Raw genomic sequence first — 14,293 nt, forward strand, 5'->3', positions numbered from 1 at the left:
GTCCAGGTGAGGGGCACACTGGGGTGGTCCGTCCCCCTGCCCGGCCGGAGGGCCCCGTGCGTCGTCGCCTCATCAACTCGACCCTCGCCGTAGTACTCGTGGTGATCGCCGTCTTCGGCGTCTCCCTGGTGATCGTCGAGACCCGCACGATCAGCAACAGCGCCCAGGAGCGGGTGGACTCGGAGGCCCTGCGCCTGGCGGGCATCGTGGACAGCAGGCTCCTGAGCGACGAACGCGTCAGCGGGGAGGTGCTGCGCAAGCAGGTCGACACCGACCGCTACGCCCGGATCGAGATCCCGGGCCGCGCCGCCATCGAGGTCGGCACCCGCCCCACGGGCGACGTGATCCGCGCCACCCGGGACGGTGAGGAGGGGGAGAAGGTCACGGTCGAGGAGCCCCGGACGGCGGTCACGCAGGAGGTCGGCCGGACGTTGCTCATCATCGGCGGCGTGGCCCTCCTCGCCATCGTCGCCGCGGTCCTCCTCGCCGTCCGCCAGGCCAACCGCCTGACCTCCCCCCTGACCGACCTCGCGGAGACCGCGGAGCGCCTCGGCTCCGGCGACCCCCGCCCCCGCCACCGCCGCTACGGCGTCCCGGAGCTGGACCGCGTCGCCGACGTCCTGGACGGCAGCGCCGAACGCATCGCGCGCATGCTCACCGCGGAGCGGCGCCTCGCGGCCGACGCCTCCCACCAGTTGCGTACGCCGCTGACCGCGCTCTCCATGCGCCTGGAGGAGATCACTCTCACCGACGACCTGGACACGGTGAAGGAGGAGGCCACGGTCGCGCTCACGCAGGTGGAGCGCCTCACGGACGTCGTCGAGCGGCTGCTCACCAACTCCCGCGACCCCAGCACCGGCTCCGCCGTCACCTTCGACCTGGACGAGGTGATCAAGCAGCAGCTGGAGGAGTGGCGTCCCGCCTACCGCAGCGCGGGCCGCGCCATCGTCAGCTCCGGCAAACGCCATCTGCACGCGGTCGGCACCCCGGGCGCGGTCGCCCAGGTCCTGGCCGCGCTGATCGAGAACTCGCTGATGCACGGTGGCGGCACCGTCGCCCTGCGCACCCGCGTGACCGGCAACCAGGCCGTCGTGGAGGTCACGGACAGCGGCCCCGGCGTACCCGCCGACCTCGGCGCGCGGATCTTCGAGCGGGCCATCAGCGGGCGCAATTCGACAGGAATCGGCCTCGCGGTGGCCCGGGATCTGGCCGAAGCGGACGGGGGCCGCCTGGAGATGCTCCAGGGCAAGCCGCCGGTGTTCGGGCTCTTCCTGTCACGTACACCCTCGTACAGGGAGGGCAGGGAGGGCAGGGAGGGCAGGGAGGGCAGGGAGGGCAGGGAGGGCAGGGAGGGCCGGGACGGCAGCAGGGACGGCAAGGATCACGACGGTTCGGGCGCGTCCGGGGACACGGTCCGCTGAGGGGGCCGAACCGGCGGTCAGCGCAAGCCCCCAGTCCTCGCCCCGGCGACGCCTCAGCCCCGCCCCCGAGCCCCCGAAGCCGTGCTCGTCCGCCCCTCGTCGCCGCCCGGCTCCCGCTCCCGCTCCTCCAGGAACGATTCCGCATGCGCGACGGCCTCGCGGGCGGGCAGGGTCCGGAACACCCAGGTGCGGTACGACCAGAAGCGGAACAGCGTCGCTATGCCCATGCCGACGAACTTGAAGACGTTGGACTGGAGCCTGCTGTCCCAGTCGAAGCCGTACGTCGCCACGTACAGGACGCCGTTCTCGATGACCAGGCCGACCGCGCTGAACAGCAGGAAGAGCGTCAGCTCCTTGGTGCGGCCGCTCTTGTCGCGGTCACGGTAGGTGAAGTACCGGAATCCCACGTAGTTGAAGGCGATGGCGACGACGGTGGCGATGACGCTCGCGCGCACCACCTGGAGGTCCGTGAGATGCCGCACCAGGTTGAACACGGCGAAGTTGACCAGCGTTCCGACCGCACCCACGGCTCCGAACTTGGCCACTTCACGTGCGAGTCGGTCGAACCGCACCCTCAGTGCGCCGCGCTCCGTCATGGTTGATCGCCCCAGCCCCCGTCGATTGCATGTGGTCCGTCGACGGGATCGATGTCGAGCGGGTGGTGTGCGTCCGCATCGCCGGTCGGTTTCCCCAGTCGATCCGTCGTCTCTCCCGGTCGATCCGTCATTTCGTTCGCGTCAACCCAGCCATGCTAACCAGCGACCTCTGTCGGCGCTCGTGGACGGCGTCACTCCGTGGCACCCCTGTGACGCCCGTGCACGGAATCGGGCCGCGTCCGGATGGCCGATACCCTGTGGGTGTGACGTTCCCGGTAGTCGGCATGGTCGGCGGGGGGCAGCTCGCTCGTATGACACACGAGGCGGGCATCCCGCTCGGCATCAGGTTCAAGCTCCTCAGTGACACCCCGCAGGATTCCGCGGCGCAGGTCGTCAGCGATGTCGTCATCGGCGACTATCGCGACCTCGACACGCTGCGTGACTTCGCGCGGGGCTGCGACGTGATCACCTTCGATCACGAACACGTACCCACCGAGCATCTACGGGCCCTGGAGGCGGACGGCATCCCCGTGCGCCCGGGGCCCGACGCGTTGGTGCACGCCCAGGACAAGGGGGTGATGCGCGCGAAGCTGGACGAGCTCGGGGTGCCCTGCCCCCGGCACCGCATCGTGAAGGACCCGGCGGACGTCGTGGCCTTCGCGGCCGAGGGGGCCACGGAGGGTGACGGCTTCCCGGTCGTCCTCAAGACCGTGCGCGGCGGGTACGACGGCAAGGGCGTGTGGGTCGTGCGCTCCGAGGCGGAGGCCGCCGAGCCGTTCCGCGCGGGCGTCCCGGTCCTCGCCGAGGAGAAGGTCGCCTTCGTACGGGAACTGGCGGCGAACGTCGTCCGCTCCCCGCACGGGCAGGCCGTGGCGTACCCCGTCGTGGAGTCCCAGCAGGTCGACGGCGTGTGCGACACGGTGATCGCCCCCGCGCCCGGCCTGAGCGAGGAGCTCGCCGGGCAGGCCCAGGAGCTGGCGCTGCGCGTGGCCAAGGAGCTGGGCGTGGTCGGACATCTCGCGGTCGAGCTGTTCGAGACCGCCGACGGCCGGGTCCTGGTCAACGAACTCGCGATGCGACCGCACAATTCCGGCCACTGGAGTCAGGACGGCGCGGTCACCTCCCAGTTCGCCAACCACGTCCGCGCGGTCCTCGACCTGCCGCTCGGCGACCCCCGCCCGCGCGCCGGGTGGACGGTCATGGCGAACGTCCTCGGCGGCGACTACCCCGACATGTACACCGCGTACCTGCACTGCATGGCGCGCGACCCGCAGCTGAAGATCCACATGTACGGCAAGGACGTGAAGCCCGGCCGCAAGGTCGGTCACGTCAACACCTACGGCGACGACCTCGACGACGTGCTGGAGCGCGCCCGTCACGCAGCCGGCTACCTCAGAGGAACGATCACCGAATGACTTCCCCCGTTGTCGGCATCGTCATGGGCTCCGACTCCGACTGGCCCGTGATGGAGGCCGCCGCCAAGGTCCTCGACGAGTTCGAGATCCCCTACGAGGTCGACGTCGTCTCCGCGCACCGCATGCCGCGCGAGATGGTCGCGTACGGCGAGCAGGCCGCGGACCGCGGTCTGAAGGCGATCATCGCGGGCGCGGGCGGCGCCGCCCATCTGCCCGGCATGCTCGCCTCGGTCACGCCGCTGCCGGTCATCGGCGTGCCGGTGCCGCTGAAGTACCTGGACGGCATGGACTCCCTCCTGTCCATCGTGCAGATGCCCGCGGGCGTGCCCGTCGCGACGGTCTCGGTGGGCGGCGCCCGCAACGCGGGCCTGCTCGCGGCCCGCATGCTCGCCGCGCACGACGAGGAACTCCTCGGCCGGATGCGGGAGTTCCAGCAGGAGCTGAACGACCAGGCGACGGAGAAGGGCAAGCGCCTTCGCGCCAAGGTCGAGGGCGCGGGTTCCGGATTCGGCTTCGGCTCGGGAAAGTGAGCGCATGACCACGCTGCCCGAACCCCTGGCCGAAGCCCGTTCCCTGCTCGCCGAGTTCCCCGTCGTCGACGGTCACAACGACCTGCCGTGGGCGCTGCGCGAGAAGGCCGGGTACGACATCGACCGCCTCGACATCGCCGCCGACCAGACGGGCCGCCTGCACACGGACATCGGGCGGCTGCGGGCGGGCGGCGTCGGCGCGCAGTTCTGGTCGGTGTACGTCCGCACGGACATGGCGGGCGACACGGCGGTCAGCGCGACGCTCGAACAGATCGACTGCGTACGGCAGTTGCTCGCCCGCTATCCCGCGGACCTGCGCGCCGCGCACACCGCCGCCGACATGGAGGCGGCCCGGCGCGAGGGCCGCATCGCCTCCCTGATGGGCGCCGAGGGCGGCCACTCCATCAACAACTCCCTGGCCACCCTGCGGGCGCTGCACACCCTCGGCGTGCGGTACATGACGCTCACGCACAACGACAACATCGCCTGGGCGGACTCGGCGACGGACGACCCCGGCGTCGGCGGGCTCTCCCCGTTCGGCCACGAGGTGGTCCGGGAGATGAACCGCGTCGGCATGCTCGTGGACCTCTCGCACGTCGCGGCGACGACGATGCGGGCGGCCCTGGACACCTCGGTCGCCCCGGTGGTCTTCTCGCACTCCTCCGCCCGCGCGGTGTGCGACCACCCGCGCAACATCCCCGACGACGTCCTGGAGCGCCTGCCCGCGAACGGCGGCGTGGCGATGGCGACCTTCGTGCCGAAGTTCGTGCTCCAGGCGGCCGTCGACTGGACCCTCGCCGCCGACGACAACATGCGCGCCCACGGCTTCCACCACCTCGACACCACCCCCGAGGCAATGAAGGTGCACGCGGCCTTCGAGGAGTCGACCCCGCGCCCGATCGCCACCGCCGCCACGGTCGCCGACCACCTCGACCACATGCGCGAGGTCGCGGGCATCGACCACATCGGCATCGGCGGCGACTACGACGGCACGGCCTTCACCCCGTCGGGCCTCGACGATGTCGCGGGCTACCCGAACCTCCTCGCGGAGCTCCTCGACCGTGGCTGGTCGAAGCCCGACCTCGCCAAGCTGACCTGGCAGAACGCGGTCCGGGTGCTCGGCGCGGCGGAGGACGTGGCCCGCGACGAGCAGTCCCGGCGCGGTCCGTCGATCGCGACGCTGGAGCAGTTGGACGGCTGACGGAGGCTCAGCTTGCTTGCGGGGCGCGGCTGTTGGGGTCGCGTCCCGTCTTCGTGAAGAGTTCTGGACTGATCGATTCAAATAGGTTAGCGTTCTCATGCCGAGGCGGGCGGCCATCCGTCCGCCCCGGTAATGGAATACGCAGTCCATAACTGCTCTTCTGGGGGAGCGCACTCATGACGACCGACGCACGACTCACGGACACCGACCTCGCCCGCTCGCTGGAGGGCGACTTCACCAGCGCGCACGCCGACGTGAACGGCACCCGGCTGCACTACGTCACCGGCGGCAGCGGCGAACCCCTTGTGCTGCTCGGCGGCTGGCCGCAGACCTGGTGGCAGTTCCACAAGATCATGCCGGCCCTGGCCCGCCACTACCGCGTGATCGCCGTGGACCTGCGCGGCATGGGCGGCTCCGCGAAGCCGCAGTCCGGCTACGACAAGAAGACGATGGCGCGCGACGTCCACGAACTCGTCCGCCACCTCGGCCACGACCGCGCCCACCTCGCCGGGCACGACATCGGCGCCATGGTCGCGTACGCCTTCGCGGCCAACCACCCCGAGGCCACCGGCAGGCTGGCGCTCCTGGACGTGGCCCACCCCGACGAGAACTTCCGGAAGTTCCCCCTGCTTCCCACGGCCGAGGCCGGCACCGACTGGGAGACCGCCCCCGGCATCTACCTGTGGTGGTTCGCCTTCAACCAGGTCAAGGGCCTCCCGGAGCAACTGCTCGACGGCCGCATGGGCATCCTCAACGACTGGCTGTTCGGCTACCTGCTCAAGGACCAGTCGTCGATCGACGAGCACTCCCGCGCCGTGTACGCGGCGGCGTACGGCACCCCGGACGCGGTCCGCGCGGGCAACGCCTGGTACCAGGCCTTCCGCCAGGACGTCGCCGACTTCACGACGTACGACCGCGTGACGGCGCCGATCCTCGGCCTCGCCGGCGACCGCAACCTCGACTACCTGCGCGAGACCCTCGCCCGCCACGGCACGGACACGACGGTGCGGGCCGTACCGGACTCGGGCCACTACCTGCCGGAGGAGCAGCCGGAGCGGGTCGCGAAGGAACTCACGGAGTTCTTCGCCTGACCGCCGCGCGCCGCCCGCCCGCGCCGGTGGTACGGCATTCCATTGAATGCGCCACCTTCTTCGCAACTGCGGTCGAACGGTACGAGACGTACTCGGCTTGGCCACATCTGGACCTATGCGACGGCGTCCCTTGCCGTGATCGTGGAGACGTGCCGGGCGGTACCGATCAGCGGCTGATCGGTACCGCCCGGCCGTCCCGCGACGCGCTCCGCGAGAGAGGAAGTCCGTACATGGCTCCGATCCCGGTCAAGCCCGGCAGGTACAAGATCCACGCGCACATCATCGGACCCACCAGCCTGCTCACGGCCACCGAGTACGCCGTCAAGCACGGTGCCCCCGTCATCACCGACCGCTTCAACCCGCTCCCGATCGAGCAGGACTGGATCATCGACCTCCCCGAGTCCGGCCAGGAGTCCCCGCCCGGATCGCCGTACGTGATCCACCTCGCCCACCACGGCACCGCGGGCCTCGTCGTGGCCGAGGACAAGCTCTTTGTGAACAGTGTGCCGCGTGCCGACTGGGCGAAGTTCACCTTCGAGCGCGTCATCGGCGGAGTCAAGATCCTCTCGGAGAAGGGCCTCGCGATGCGCGCCGGGCACCGTGGCGCCCAGATCGAACTCGTGGCGCCCAAGCCCGAGTTCCAGGAGACCTGGACCCTGGAGTACGTGGGCCCGATCGAAGCGGAGTGACGACCGGCACGGAGTAACGGCGAACGGCCCTCGGCGTGCTGCCGAGGGCCGTGGTGTCGCCGCGGTCCGCTCCGCTACGGGAGGTTGCGCGCCATCACGATGCGCTGGACCTGGTTCGTGCCCTCGTAGATCTGCGTGATCTTCGCGTCGCGCATCATGCGCTCCACCGGGTAGTCCCGGGTGTAGCCGTAGCCGCCGAGGAGCTGGACGGCGTCCGTGGTGGCCTCCATGGCGATGTCGGAGGCGAAGCACTTGGCGGCGGCGCCGAGGTAGGTGAGGTCGGCGTCGCCGCGCTCCGAGGCCGCGGCGGCCTGGTACGTCAGGGCGCGGGCGGCGGAGATCTTCATGGCCATGTCGGCGAGCATGAACTGCACGCCCTGGAAGTCGCCGATCGGCTTGCCGAACTGCTTGCGCTCCTGGACGTAGCCCTTGGCGTAGTCGAGGGCGCCCTGCGCGATGCCGAGGGCCTGGGCCGCGATGGTGATGCGGGTGTGGTCCAGGGTCTTCATGGCGGTGGCGAAGCCGGTGCCCTCCTCGCCGATCATGCGGTCGGCGGGGATGCGGACGTTGTCGAGGTAGACCTCGCGGGTGGGGGAGCCCTTGATGCCGAGCTTCTTCTCCGGGGCGCCGAAGGACACGCCCTCGTCGCCCTTCTCGACGACGAAGGCCGAGATGCCCTTGGAGCGCTTCTCGGGGTCGGTCACGGCCATCACCGTGTAGTACTCGGAGACGCCCGCGTTGGTGATCCAGCGCTTCACGCCGTTCAGGACGTAGGAGTCGCCGTCGCGGACGGCCCGCGTCTTCATGCCCGCCGCGTCCGAACCGGCGTCCGGCTCGGAGAGGCAGTACGAGAACATGGCGTCGCCCTTGGCCAGCGGCGTCATGTACTTCTTCTTCAGGTCCTCGGAGCCGGAGAGGATCACGGGGAGCGAGCCGAGCTTGTTCACGGCCGGGATGAGGGAGGACGAGGCGCAGACGCGCGCCACCTCCTCGATCACGATGACCGTGGCGAGGGCGTCGGCGCCCGCGCCGCCGTAGCTCTCGGGGACGTGCACGGCGTGCAGGTCGGAGGAGACCAGGGCGTCGAGGGCCTCCTGCGGGAAGCGGGCCTCCTCGTCCACCGCGGCGGCGAACGGAGCGATCTTCGCCTCCGCGAGCGAACGGATCGCGTCGCGGAGCATGTCGTGCTCCTCGGACGGGCGGTACAGGTCGAAGTCAGCCGATCCGGCCAAGGTATCTCACGCTCCAAGCACGCTGAGGACGCTAATTACCGTTAAGTAACCCAAATTTTAGGGGTCCGCCCACGCCAGGGATACGTGAGCTTGACGACAGCGGAAGATGTGCCCGGTGAGAGCCCCTGTTACGCCAGGACTATGCTCGGGCACCGCGCAGCCGTCGTACCCGATCCACTGGAGCACCGCATGGCCCTCAAGATCACCGTGATCGGCACCGGCTACCTCGGTGCCACCCATGCCGCGGCCATGGCCGAGCTCGGCTTCGAGGTCGTCGGGCTCGACGTGGTGCCGGAGAAGATCGAGACGCTGCGCCGCGGCGAGGTCCCGATGTACGAGCCGGGCCTCGACGAGCTGCTTCGCAAGCACGTCGCGGGCATCGAGGGCTCCACCGGGCGGCTGCGCTTCACGATGGACTGGGCCGAGGCCGCCGACTTCGGCGATGTGCACTTCGTGTGCGTGAACACCCCGCAGAAGCACGGCGAGTACGCCTGCGACATGAGCTACGTCGACGCCGCCATGGAGTCGCTGGCCAAGCACCTCACCAAGCCCGCCCTCGTCGTCGGCAAGTCCACCGTGCCGGTGGGCAGCGCCGAGCGCATCGCCGCCCGGCTCGCCGAGCTCGCGCCCGCGGGCGGCGAGGTCGAGCTGGCCTGGAACCCGGAGTTCCTGCGCGAGGGCTTCGCGGTCAACGACACCCTGCACCCCGACCGGATCGTCGTCGGCGTCCGCAGCGAGCGCGCCGAGAAGATCCTGCGCGAGGTGTACGCGACGCCGGTCGCCGAGGGGTCCCCCTTCATCGTCACCGACTTCCCCACCGCCGAGCTGGTGAAGACCTCCGCGAACTCCTTCCTGGCCACGAAGATCTCCTTCATCAACGCCATGGCCGAGGTGTGCGAGGCCGCAGGCGGCGACGTCGTGAAGCTCGCCGAGGCACTCGGACACGACGACCGCATCGGGAAGAAGTTCCTGCGCGCCGGGATCGGCTTCGGCGGCGGCTGCCTGCCCAAGGACATCCGCGCCTTCATGGCCCGCGCCGGTGAGCTGGGCGCCGACCAGGCCCTCACCTTCCTGCGCGAGGTCGACTCGATCAACATGCGGCGCCGCGGCCACATGGTGGAGCTGGCCCGCGAGGCCGTGGGCGGCGGGTCCTTCCTGGGCAAGCGGGTCGCGGTCCTCGGCGCCGCCTTCAAGCCGGATTCGGACGACGTGCGCGACTCGCCCGCCCTGAACGTGGCCGGCCAGATCCACCTCCAGGGCGGCCAGGTCACCGTGTACGACCCCAAGGGCATGGCCAACGCCCGCCGCCTCTTCCCGACCCTCGGCTACGCCGACACCGCCGAGGACGCCGTCCGCGGCGCCGACGTCGTCCTGCACCTCACGGAGTGGCAGGAGTTCCGGGACCTCGACCCGGAGGCCCTGGGCGCGGTGGTCGGCCGCCGGGTCCTCCTGGACGGCCGCAACGCGCTGGACCCGGAGCGGTGGCGCGCGGCGGGCTGGACGTACCGCGCGATGGGGCGGCCTGCCGCCTAGGCCTGTCCGGCGGGTGGGTGGGGGCGCGTGAGCCTCAGCCCTGGTCGGCCGCCCGGGAACCGCCCGGTGCCCGGCGCGCCCGGTACGCGCGCATCTTCGCCCGCGCCCCGCACACCCCCATGTCGCACCAGCGGCCCCGGCCCCCGGGGCTGCGGTCGTAGTACGCCCAGCGGCAGGTCTCGGCCTCGCAGCCCTTGAGGCGGGACCAGGTGCCCGCCACGACGGCCTCCGCGACGGCCGCCGCCACCCGGGACGCGAGCGGTCCTGGGTCGGCGGGCGCGAGCGACGCGGCGCCGTCGGACCCGTCCACGCGCACCAACAGGGGTGCTTCGGCGAGGAGTTGATCCAGCGGGCGCACCTCCTGGTGCGGCGCGTGCCCGGCGTGGGCGAGGCAGACGGCCCGCAGCGACTCGCGCAGCTCCCTGGCCGCGGTCACGTCCGCCGCGGCGAGGCCGAACCGGGCCCGCCCCGCCTCGGTGTCGAGCTGGTCGGTGCCCGCCTCGATGTCCAGCGTGTTCACCAGGTCCTGGATCAGCGCGAGGCCCCCAGGTGCGGGCGCTCTGTCGTTCATGGTTGCGACGTTACCCGTATGGGGCCACTATGGGGTAACCAAAGCGGTTACCAGAGAACGCGATTTGCCGGTAACAGAGATTCCGACCGAGGAGAGGTCATGGCCACCCCTGTCGTCCGCCTTCGCACCGTCGCTCTCGACTGTCCCGACCCCCACGCCCTCGCCGAGTTCTACGCCGGGCTCATCGGCGGCACGATCCACGACGGCGACGGCGACGGCGAGTGGGTCGAACTGCTCGCCCCCGGCCGCGTGCGGATCGCCTTCCAGCGCTCCGAGGGCCACACCCCGCCCGAGTGGCCGCGCTCCGACGGCAACGGCCAGCAGTTCCACCTGGACTTCGACGGGGGCTCGACCTGGGCCGAGATCGACACGGCCCAGGAGCGCGCCTTCGCCCTCGGCGCCCGCCCGCTCGACCTGGACGACGGCGACGGCAAGCGGGACTGGCGCGTGTACGCGGACCCGGCGGGGCACCCGTTCTGCTTCTGCCTGGTCACTGACGGGGACGCCTGATCGGGGCGCCTGGCCGGGGCTTCTGACCGGGGACGCCTGGCCGGGGGCGGGCTGATCGGGACGCCTGGCCGGGGCGGGCTGACGGGGACGCCCGCCCGGCCCGGCCGCAGGGCCGCTCAGCCGTCGAGCCGCCCGATCGTCGCCGTCGACGCCCCCCGCCGCTCCCGCGCCGCCCGCGCCGTGAAGTCCGCGCCGCGCAGCACGCGCTGCACATTGCCCCAGGTGAGCGCCATGACATCGGCCTCGGTCCAGCCCCGCCGGAACAGCTCGGCGACCAGCCGCGGATAGCGCGAGGCGTCGGTGAGCTCCCCGGGGTGCCCGGACCTGGTGTCGTACATCCCGGAGATCCCGACGGACTCGGCCCCCGCCACCCGGCGCACATGCTCCAGGTGGTCGGCCACGTCCCCGAGCGTCGGCCCCGTCCGGTCGGCCGAGAGCGGCACCAGGCACAGGCCCTTCGCCGCGCCCACCGCGGCGAGCAACTCGTCGCTGAGGTTCGCGGGGTGCTCCCGCAGCGCCCGGGCGCCGGAGCGGGTCCAGAGCGAGGGCGCCTTGGAGACGGCGAGGACCCGGTGCGCCGTCGCCTCGGACGCCCCGGAGAGGTCCGCGAGGACGCCGAGCCGGTTCATCTCCCGCACCACCTCCTCGCCGAACGCGCTCAGCCCGTCCGCGCCCGCCCAGGAGGTGCCGGCCAGGGTGAGGGAGCTGAGGCCCAGCATGTGCAGCGAGCGCAGGGCGCCGAGCGAGTCGCCGATGGCGCGGGCGCTCGCCGGGCCGATCAGGGTGGCGATGCGGCCGCAGTTGCGGGCGTCGGTGGTCTCGGAGGCGTCGCGGGCCACCCGCAGCCCGTCCGGGTACCGGGCGACGACGTGCTTGACCAGGTCGAGCTGTTCGAGCGCCGAGCTGACGGCGCGGTCGCCCTCGGGCTCCGCGTCCGGCGTCTGGAGCGACCAGAACTGCATGCCGACCCGGCCCGCCCGCAGCCGCGGCAGGTCGGTCTGCAGCCCGCTGTCGCCCAACTCCAGGTCGTACCAGGGAAGTTCGCGCAGCGCGCCGGGCAGGCCGCTGTAGCCGTCGGCGACGGGGTGCGCGGCGAGCAGGGCTTCGGCCCGCTCGAGGGCGTCCCGCAGCTCCGGCTCCAGGGGCTTCGGCGGGGACTCGGGCGTTCGGCCGTCGTCGGTGGGGGCGGGCACGGGGCGCACGTCGCGGCTCGGCGCGGTGCGCTCGTCGTCCGCCCCGGCCTCGGCGGGGGAGTCGAGTTCGTCCTGGAGGTCCGCCATGGCAGGGCTCCGCTCGGTGGTGGCGCTGGTGGGTGCTGGTCGAACCACCGTGCCACGGGGCCCGCGCGGCTTCGCGGCGGACGAGGCGTTCGGGGTACGGACGGGTCGGCTAGTTGCCGGACACCGTCACCTTCTCGTCGTTGTTGAGCTGCGACACCAGCTCCTTGACCTTGGGCTTGTCCCAGACGAGGTTGCCGCCGGTGGAGCCGGAGATCGGCATGTTCATGGACTTGCCGTCGCCGCCGGTGACGCCCTTCATGGCCCAGAACATGGAGGCCACGTCCATCAGGTCCATGTCCTTGTCGACGATCAGGGTGTCCAGGCCCGCGCCCATCGTCGGGTACAGCTTGAACGGGTTCATGACCGTCCCGGGCGTCGCCGCCTGGTTGGCGAGGGCCGCGAGGAACTTCTGCTGGTTCTTGGTGCGGTCCAGGTCGCTGCCCGGCAGGGCGTAGCGGGTGCGGACGAAGGCCAGGGCCTCCTCGCCGTTCAGCTTCTGCTTGCCCGCCTCGAAGTCGGCGCCGGACTTCTTGTCCTTGAAGCCCTTGGGGATGTTCATCTCCACGCCGCCGACCGCGTCCACGATCTTGGCGAAGCCGCCGAAGCCGATCTCCGCGTAGTGGTCGATGCGCAGGCCGGTGTTGGCCTCGACGGTGCGTACGAGCAGCTCGGGGCCGTCCTCGGCGTACGCGGCGTTGAGCTTGGTCTGGCGGCCGGTGCCCGGGTAGAGCTTGCCGGACTCGGCGCCCTTGAAGGAGGGGATCGTGACGTTCGAGTCGCGCGGCAGCGAGATCATCGTGTTCCCGCCGTCGTCCGCGACGTGCAGGATCATCATCGAGTCGGTGCGCTTGCCCTCGGCGGAGCCGGTGTGGAGCTTCTTCTTCTCCTCGTCGGACATCCCGGCGCGGCTGTCCGAACCCACGATCAGGTAGTTCGTGCCCTTGCCGCCCTCGGGCCGCTCGATGACCTTCGACAGGTCGACCTCGCGCTTGAGCTTGGAGTCCGCCCAGAAGTACGTGCTCACGGAGACGATGAGCAGCAGGGCGAGGAACGTGACCAGGCCCCAGGTGATGCGCTTCCTCCAGTTGACCGGCGGCTTGGGCGCGCGCGGCGGGGCGGGCGGGCCACCGGGGCCGCCGGGACCCTGCGGGCCGCCGGGGCGGCCCTGCGGCGAGCCGTACACCTGGCCGGTGTTGTAGCCGCTGTCGTAGCCGTCCTGGCCGTGGCCCTGGCCGTCCGGTCCGCCGGGACGGGCGTGCGGGTCCTGGCCGCGCTGGTCGCGGTAGAGGTCGTCGTAGACGTTGTCGTCGTACGAAGGCTGGCGAGGCTGACGCGGGACCGAGCCGGGCTGGCCGGGGGCCGAGGGGCCGCCGCGCTGGACATGGCGCATCACACGGGCGCCCTCGGGCTGTGCGCCGTCGCTGCCGTACCCGTGGCGGTCACCGTTGCTGTTCCGCGCGTCTGGCCAATCGCTCATGTGGCTTAGTGTGCAGTGCCGCACCCCGCGCCTCACAGGGAGGGCGTTGTTTCGGGTCAGGGCTGTTGCAGAGCTGATGCAATGTGTCGCACGCCACTTCGAGCGGTTCGCGATCGTTTTCGGCCGATCGATGGCGCGTACGGGGCGTTTACGCTGGTTCCATGACTGATCACGCCCCGATAGGGGCCGGAGACGACCTTTCCGGCAAGCCGACCTCGGCCTCCCGCACCACGCTGAGCCACATCATGACCGCGGGCGACACGAACCTCCTCGGGACCGTACACGGTGGCGTGATCATGAAACTGGTCGACGACGCGGCGGGCGCCGTCGCCGGACGCCACTCCGGCGGGCCCGCGGTCACCGCCTCCATGGACGAGATGGCGTTCCTGTCGCCAGTCCGCGTCGGCGACCTCGTGCACGTGCACGCGCAAGTCAACTGGACCGGGCGCACGTCCATGGAGATCGGCGTCCGCGTGATGGCCGAGCGCTGGAACGAGTCCACCCCCGCGCAGCAGGTCGGCTCCGCCTACCTCGTCTTCGCCGCCGTCGACGCGGACGGCAAGCCGCGCACGGTGCCCCCGGTCCTCCCGGACTCCGAGCGCAACGAGCGCCGTTTCAAGGAGGCTCAAATTCGCCGTACGCACCGCCTCGCGCGCCGCCGCGCCATCAAGGAGCTGCGCGCCCAGGAGCCCGACGCGAGCTGAGCGCGGCGGGGCGCGGCGGGGCCCAGGGGATCTGGTGGCCCCA

13 protein-coding genes and 1 pseudogene are annotated in these 14,293 nt (G+C 71.4%); 9 read left to right on the forward strand and 5 right to left on the reverse strand.

Annotated features, from left to right (window positions below):
• Positions 1 to 56: 56 nt before the first annotated feature.
• Positions 57 to 1,286: pseudogene (locus ACFVHO_RS30800) on the forward strand (ATP-binding protein); the annotation flags it as partial.
• A 188-nt stretch (positions 1,287 to 1,474) separates the two neighbouring features.
• Here the strand turns inward: ACFVHO_RS30800 and ACFVHO_RS30805 are convergent.
• Positions 1,475 to 2,017, reverse strand: coding sequence for a GtrA family protein (locus ACFVHO_RS30805; RefSeq protein ID WP_385721712.1), 543 nt, complete (start codon positions 2,015 to 2,017; stop codon positions 1,475 to 1,477).
• Between the two features lie 263 nt (positions 2,018 to 2,280).
• On the opposite strand from ACFVHO_RS30805, the gene ACFVHO_RS30810 reads away from it, so the two are divergent.
• From ACFVHO_RS30810 to ACFVHO_RS30830, 5 genes are all read left to right on the forward strand, one after another.
• Positions 2,281 to 3,432, forward strand: coding sequence for a 5-(carboxyamino)imidazole ribonucleotide synthase (locus ACFVHO_RS30810; RefSeq protein WP_385721715.1), 1,152 nt, complete (start codon positions 2,281 to 2,283; stop codon positions 3,430 to 3,432).
• A complete protein-coding gene (gene purE, locus ACFVHO_RS30815) occupies positions 3,429 to 3,962 on the forward strand; it encodes a 5-(carboxyamino)imidazole ribonucleotide mutase (protein WP_385721718.1) in 534 nt (177 codons plus the stop codon). The genes ACFVHO_RS30810 and purE overlap by 4 nt, the downstream gene beginning before the upstream one ends.
• Positions 3,963 to 3,966: 4 nt before the next feature.
• Entirely contained in the window at positions 3,967 to 5,163 is a 1,197-nt protein-coding gene (locus ACFVHO_RS30820) for a dipeptidase (RefSeq protein WP_385721721.1), read from the forward strand.
• A gap of 176 nt (positions 5,164 to 5,339) precedes the next feature.
• Positions 5,340 to 6,254: an alpha/beta fold hydrolase gene (locus ACFVHO_RS30825; RefSeq protein WP_385721724.1), complete on the forward strand. Its 915-nt coding sequence runs from the start codon at positions 5,340 to 5,342 to the stop codon at positions 6,252 to 6,254.
• A gap of 230 nt (positions 6,255 to 6,484) precedes the next feature.
• Entirely contained in the window at positions 6,485 to 6,943 is a 459-nt protein-coding gene (locus tag ACFVHO_RS30830; protein ID WP_385721727.1) for a hypothetical protein, read from the forward strand.
• Between the two features lie 74 nt (positions 6,944 to 7,017).
• Here ACFVHO_RS30830 and ACFVHO_RS30835 read toward each other — a convergent pair whose 3' ends face one another.
• Positions 7,018 to 8,175 (reverse strand): acyl-CoA dehydrogenase family protein, encoded by a 1,158-nt coding sequence (locus ACFVHO_RS30835; RefSeq protein WP_380845206.1) that lies wholly within the window; start codon positions 8,173 to 8,175, stop codon positions 7,018 to 7,020.
• A 189-nt stretch (positions 8,176 to 8,364) separates the two neighbouring features.
• On the opposite strand from ACFVHO_RS30835, the gene ACFVHO_RS30840 reads away from it, so the two are divergent.
• Positions 8,365 to 9,708: a UDP-glucose dehydrogenase family protein gene (locus ACFVHO_RS30840; protein ID WP_385721729.1), complete on the forward strand. Its 1,344-nt coding sequence runs from the start codon at positions 8,365 to 8,367 to the stop codon at positions 9,706 to 9,708.
• Positions 9,709 to 9,742: 34 nt separating this feature from the next.
• Here the strand turns inward: ACFVHO_RS30840 and ACFVHO_RS30845 are convergent, their stop codons facing one another.
• Positions 9,743 to 10,279, reverse strand: coding sequence for a CGNR zinc finger domain-containing protein (locus ACFVHO_RS30845; RefSeq protein ID WP_385721731.1), 537 nt, complete (start codon positions 10,277 to 10,279; stop codon positions 9,743 to 9,745).
• Between the two features lie 99 nt (positions 10,280 to 10,378).
• On the opposite strand from ACFVHO_RS30845, the gene ACFVHO_RS30850 reads away from it, so the two are divergent.
• The gene (locus ACFVHO_RS30850; RefSeq protein ID WP_385721734.1) at positions 10,379 to 10,789 is read left to right on the forward strand and encodes a VOC family protein; all 411 of its coding nucleotides are present in this window, start codon (positions 10,379 to 10,381) and stop codon (positions 10,787 to 10,789) included.
• Positions 10,790 to 10,905: 116 nt separating this feature from the next.
• On the opposite strand, the gene ACFVHO_RS30855 is transcribed toward ACFVHO_RS30850, so the two are convergent.
• Together ACFVHO_RS30855 and ACFVHO_RS30860 are read right to left on the reverse strand one after the other, a co-directional pair.
• Positions 10,906 to 12,069 (reverse strand): dipeptidase, encoded by a 1,164-nt coding sequence (locus ACFVHO_RS30855; protein ID WP_385721736.1) that lies wholly within the window; start codon positions 12,067 to 12,069, stop codon positions 10,906 to 10,908.
• 109 nt (positions 12,070 to 12,178) lie between these two features.
• Positions 12,179 to 13,546 (reverse strand): LCP family protein, encoded by a 1,368-nt coding sequence (locus ACFVHO_RS30860; protein WP_385721739.1) that lies wholly within the window; start codon positions 13,544 to 13,546, stop codon positions 12,179 to 12,181.
• Positions 13,547 to 13,707: 161 nt separating this feature from the next.
• On the opposite strand from ACFVHO_RS30860, the gene ACFVHO_RS30865 reads away from it, so the two are divergent.
• Positions 13,708 to 14,250, forward strand: coding sequence for an acyl-CoA thioesterase (locus ACFVHO_RS30865; protein WP_289950020.1), 543 nt, complete (start codon positions 13,708 to 13,710; stop codon positions 14,248 to 14,250).
• Positions 14,251 to 14,293: the final 43 nt, after the last annotated feature.

Source organism: Streptomyces sp. NPDC127108, from assembly GCF_042677545.1.
In the GTDB taxonomy this organism is placed as follows: Bacteria; Actinomycetota; Actinomycetes; order Streptomycetales; family Streptomycetaceae; genus Streptomyces.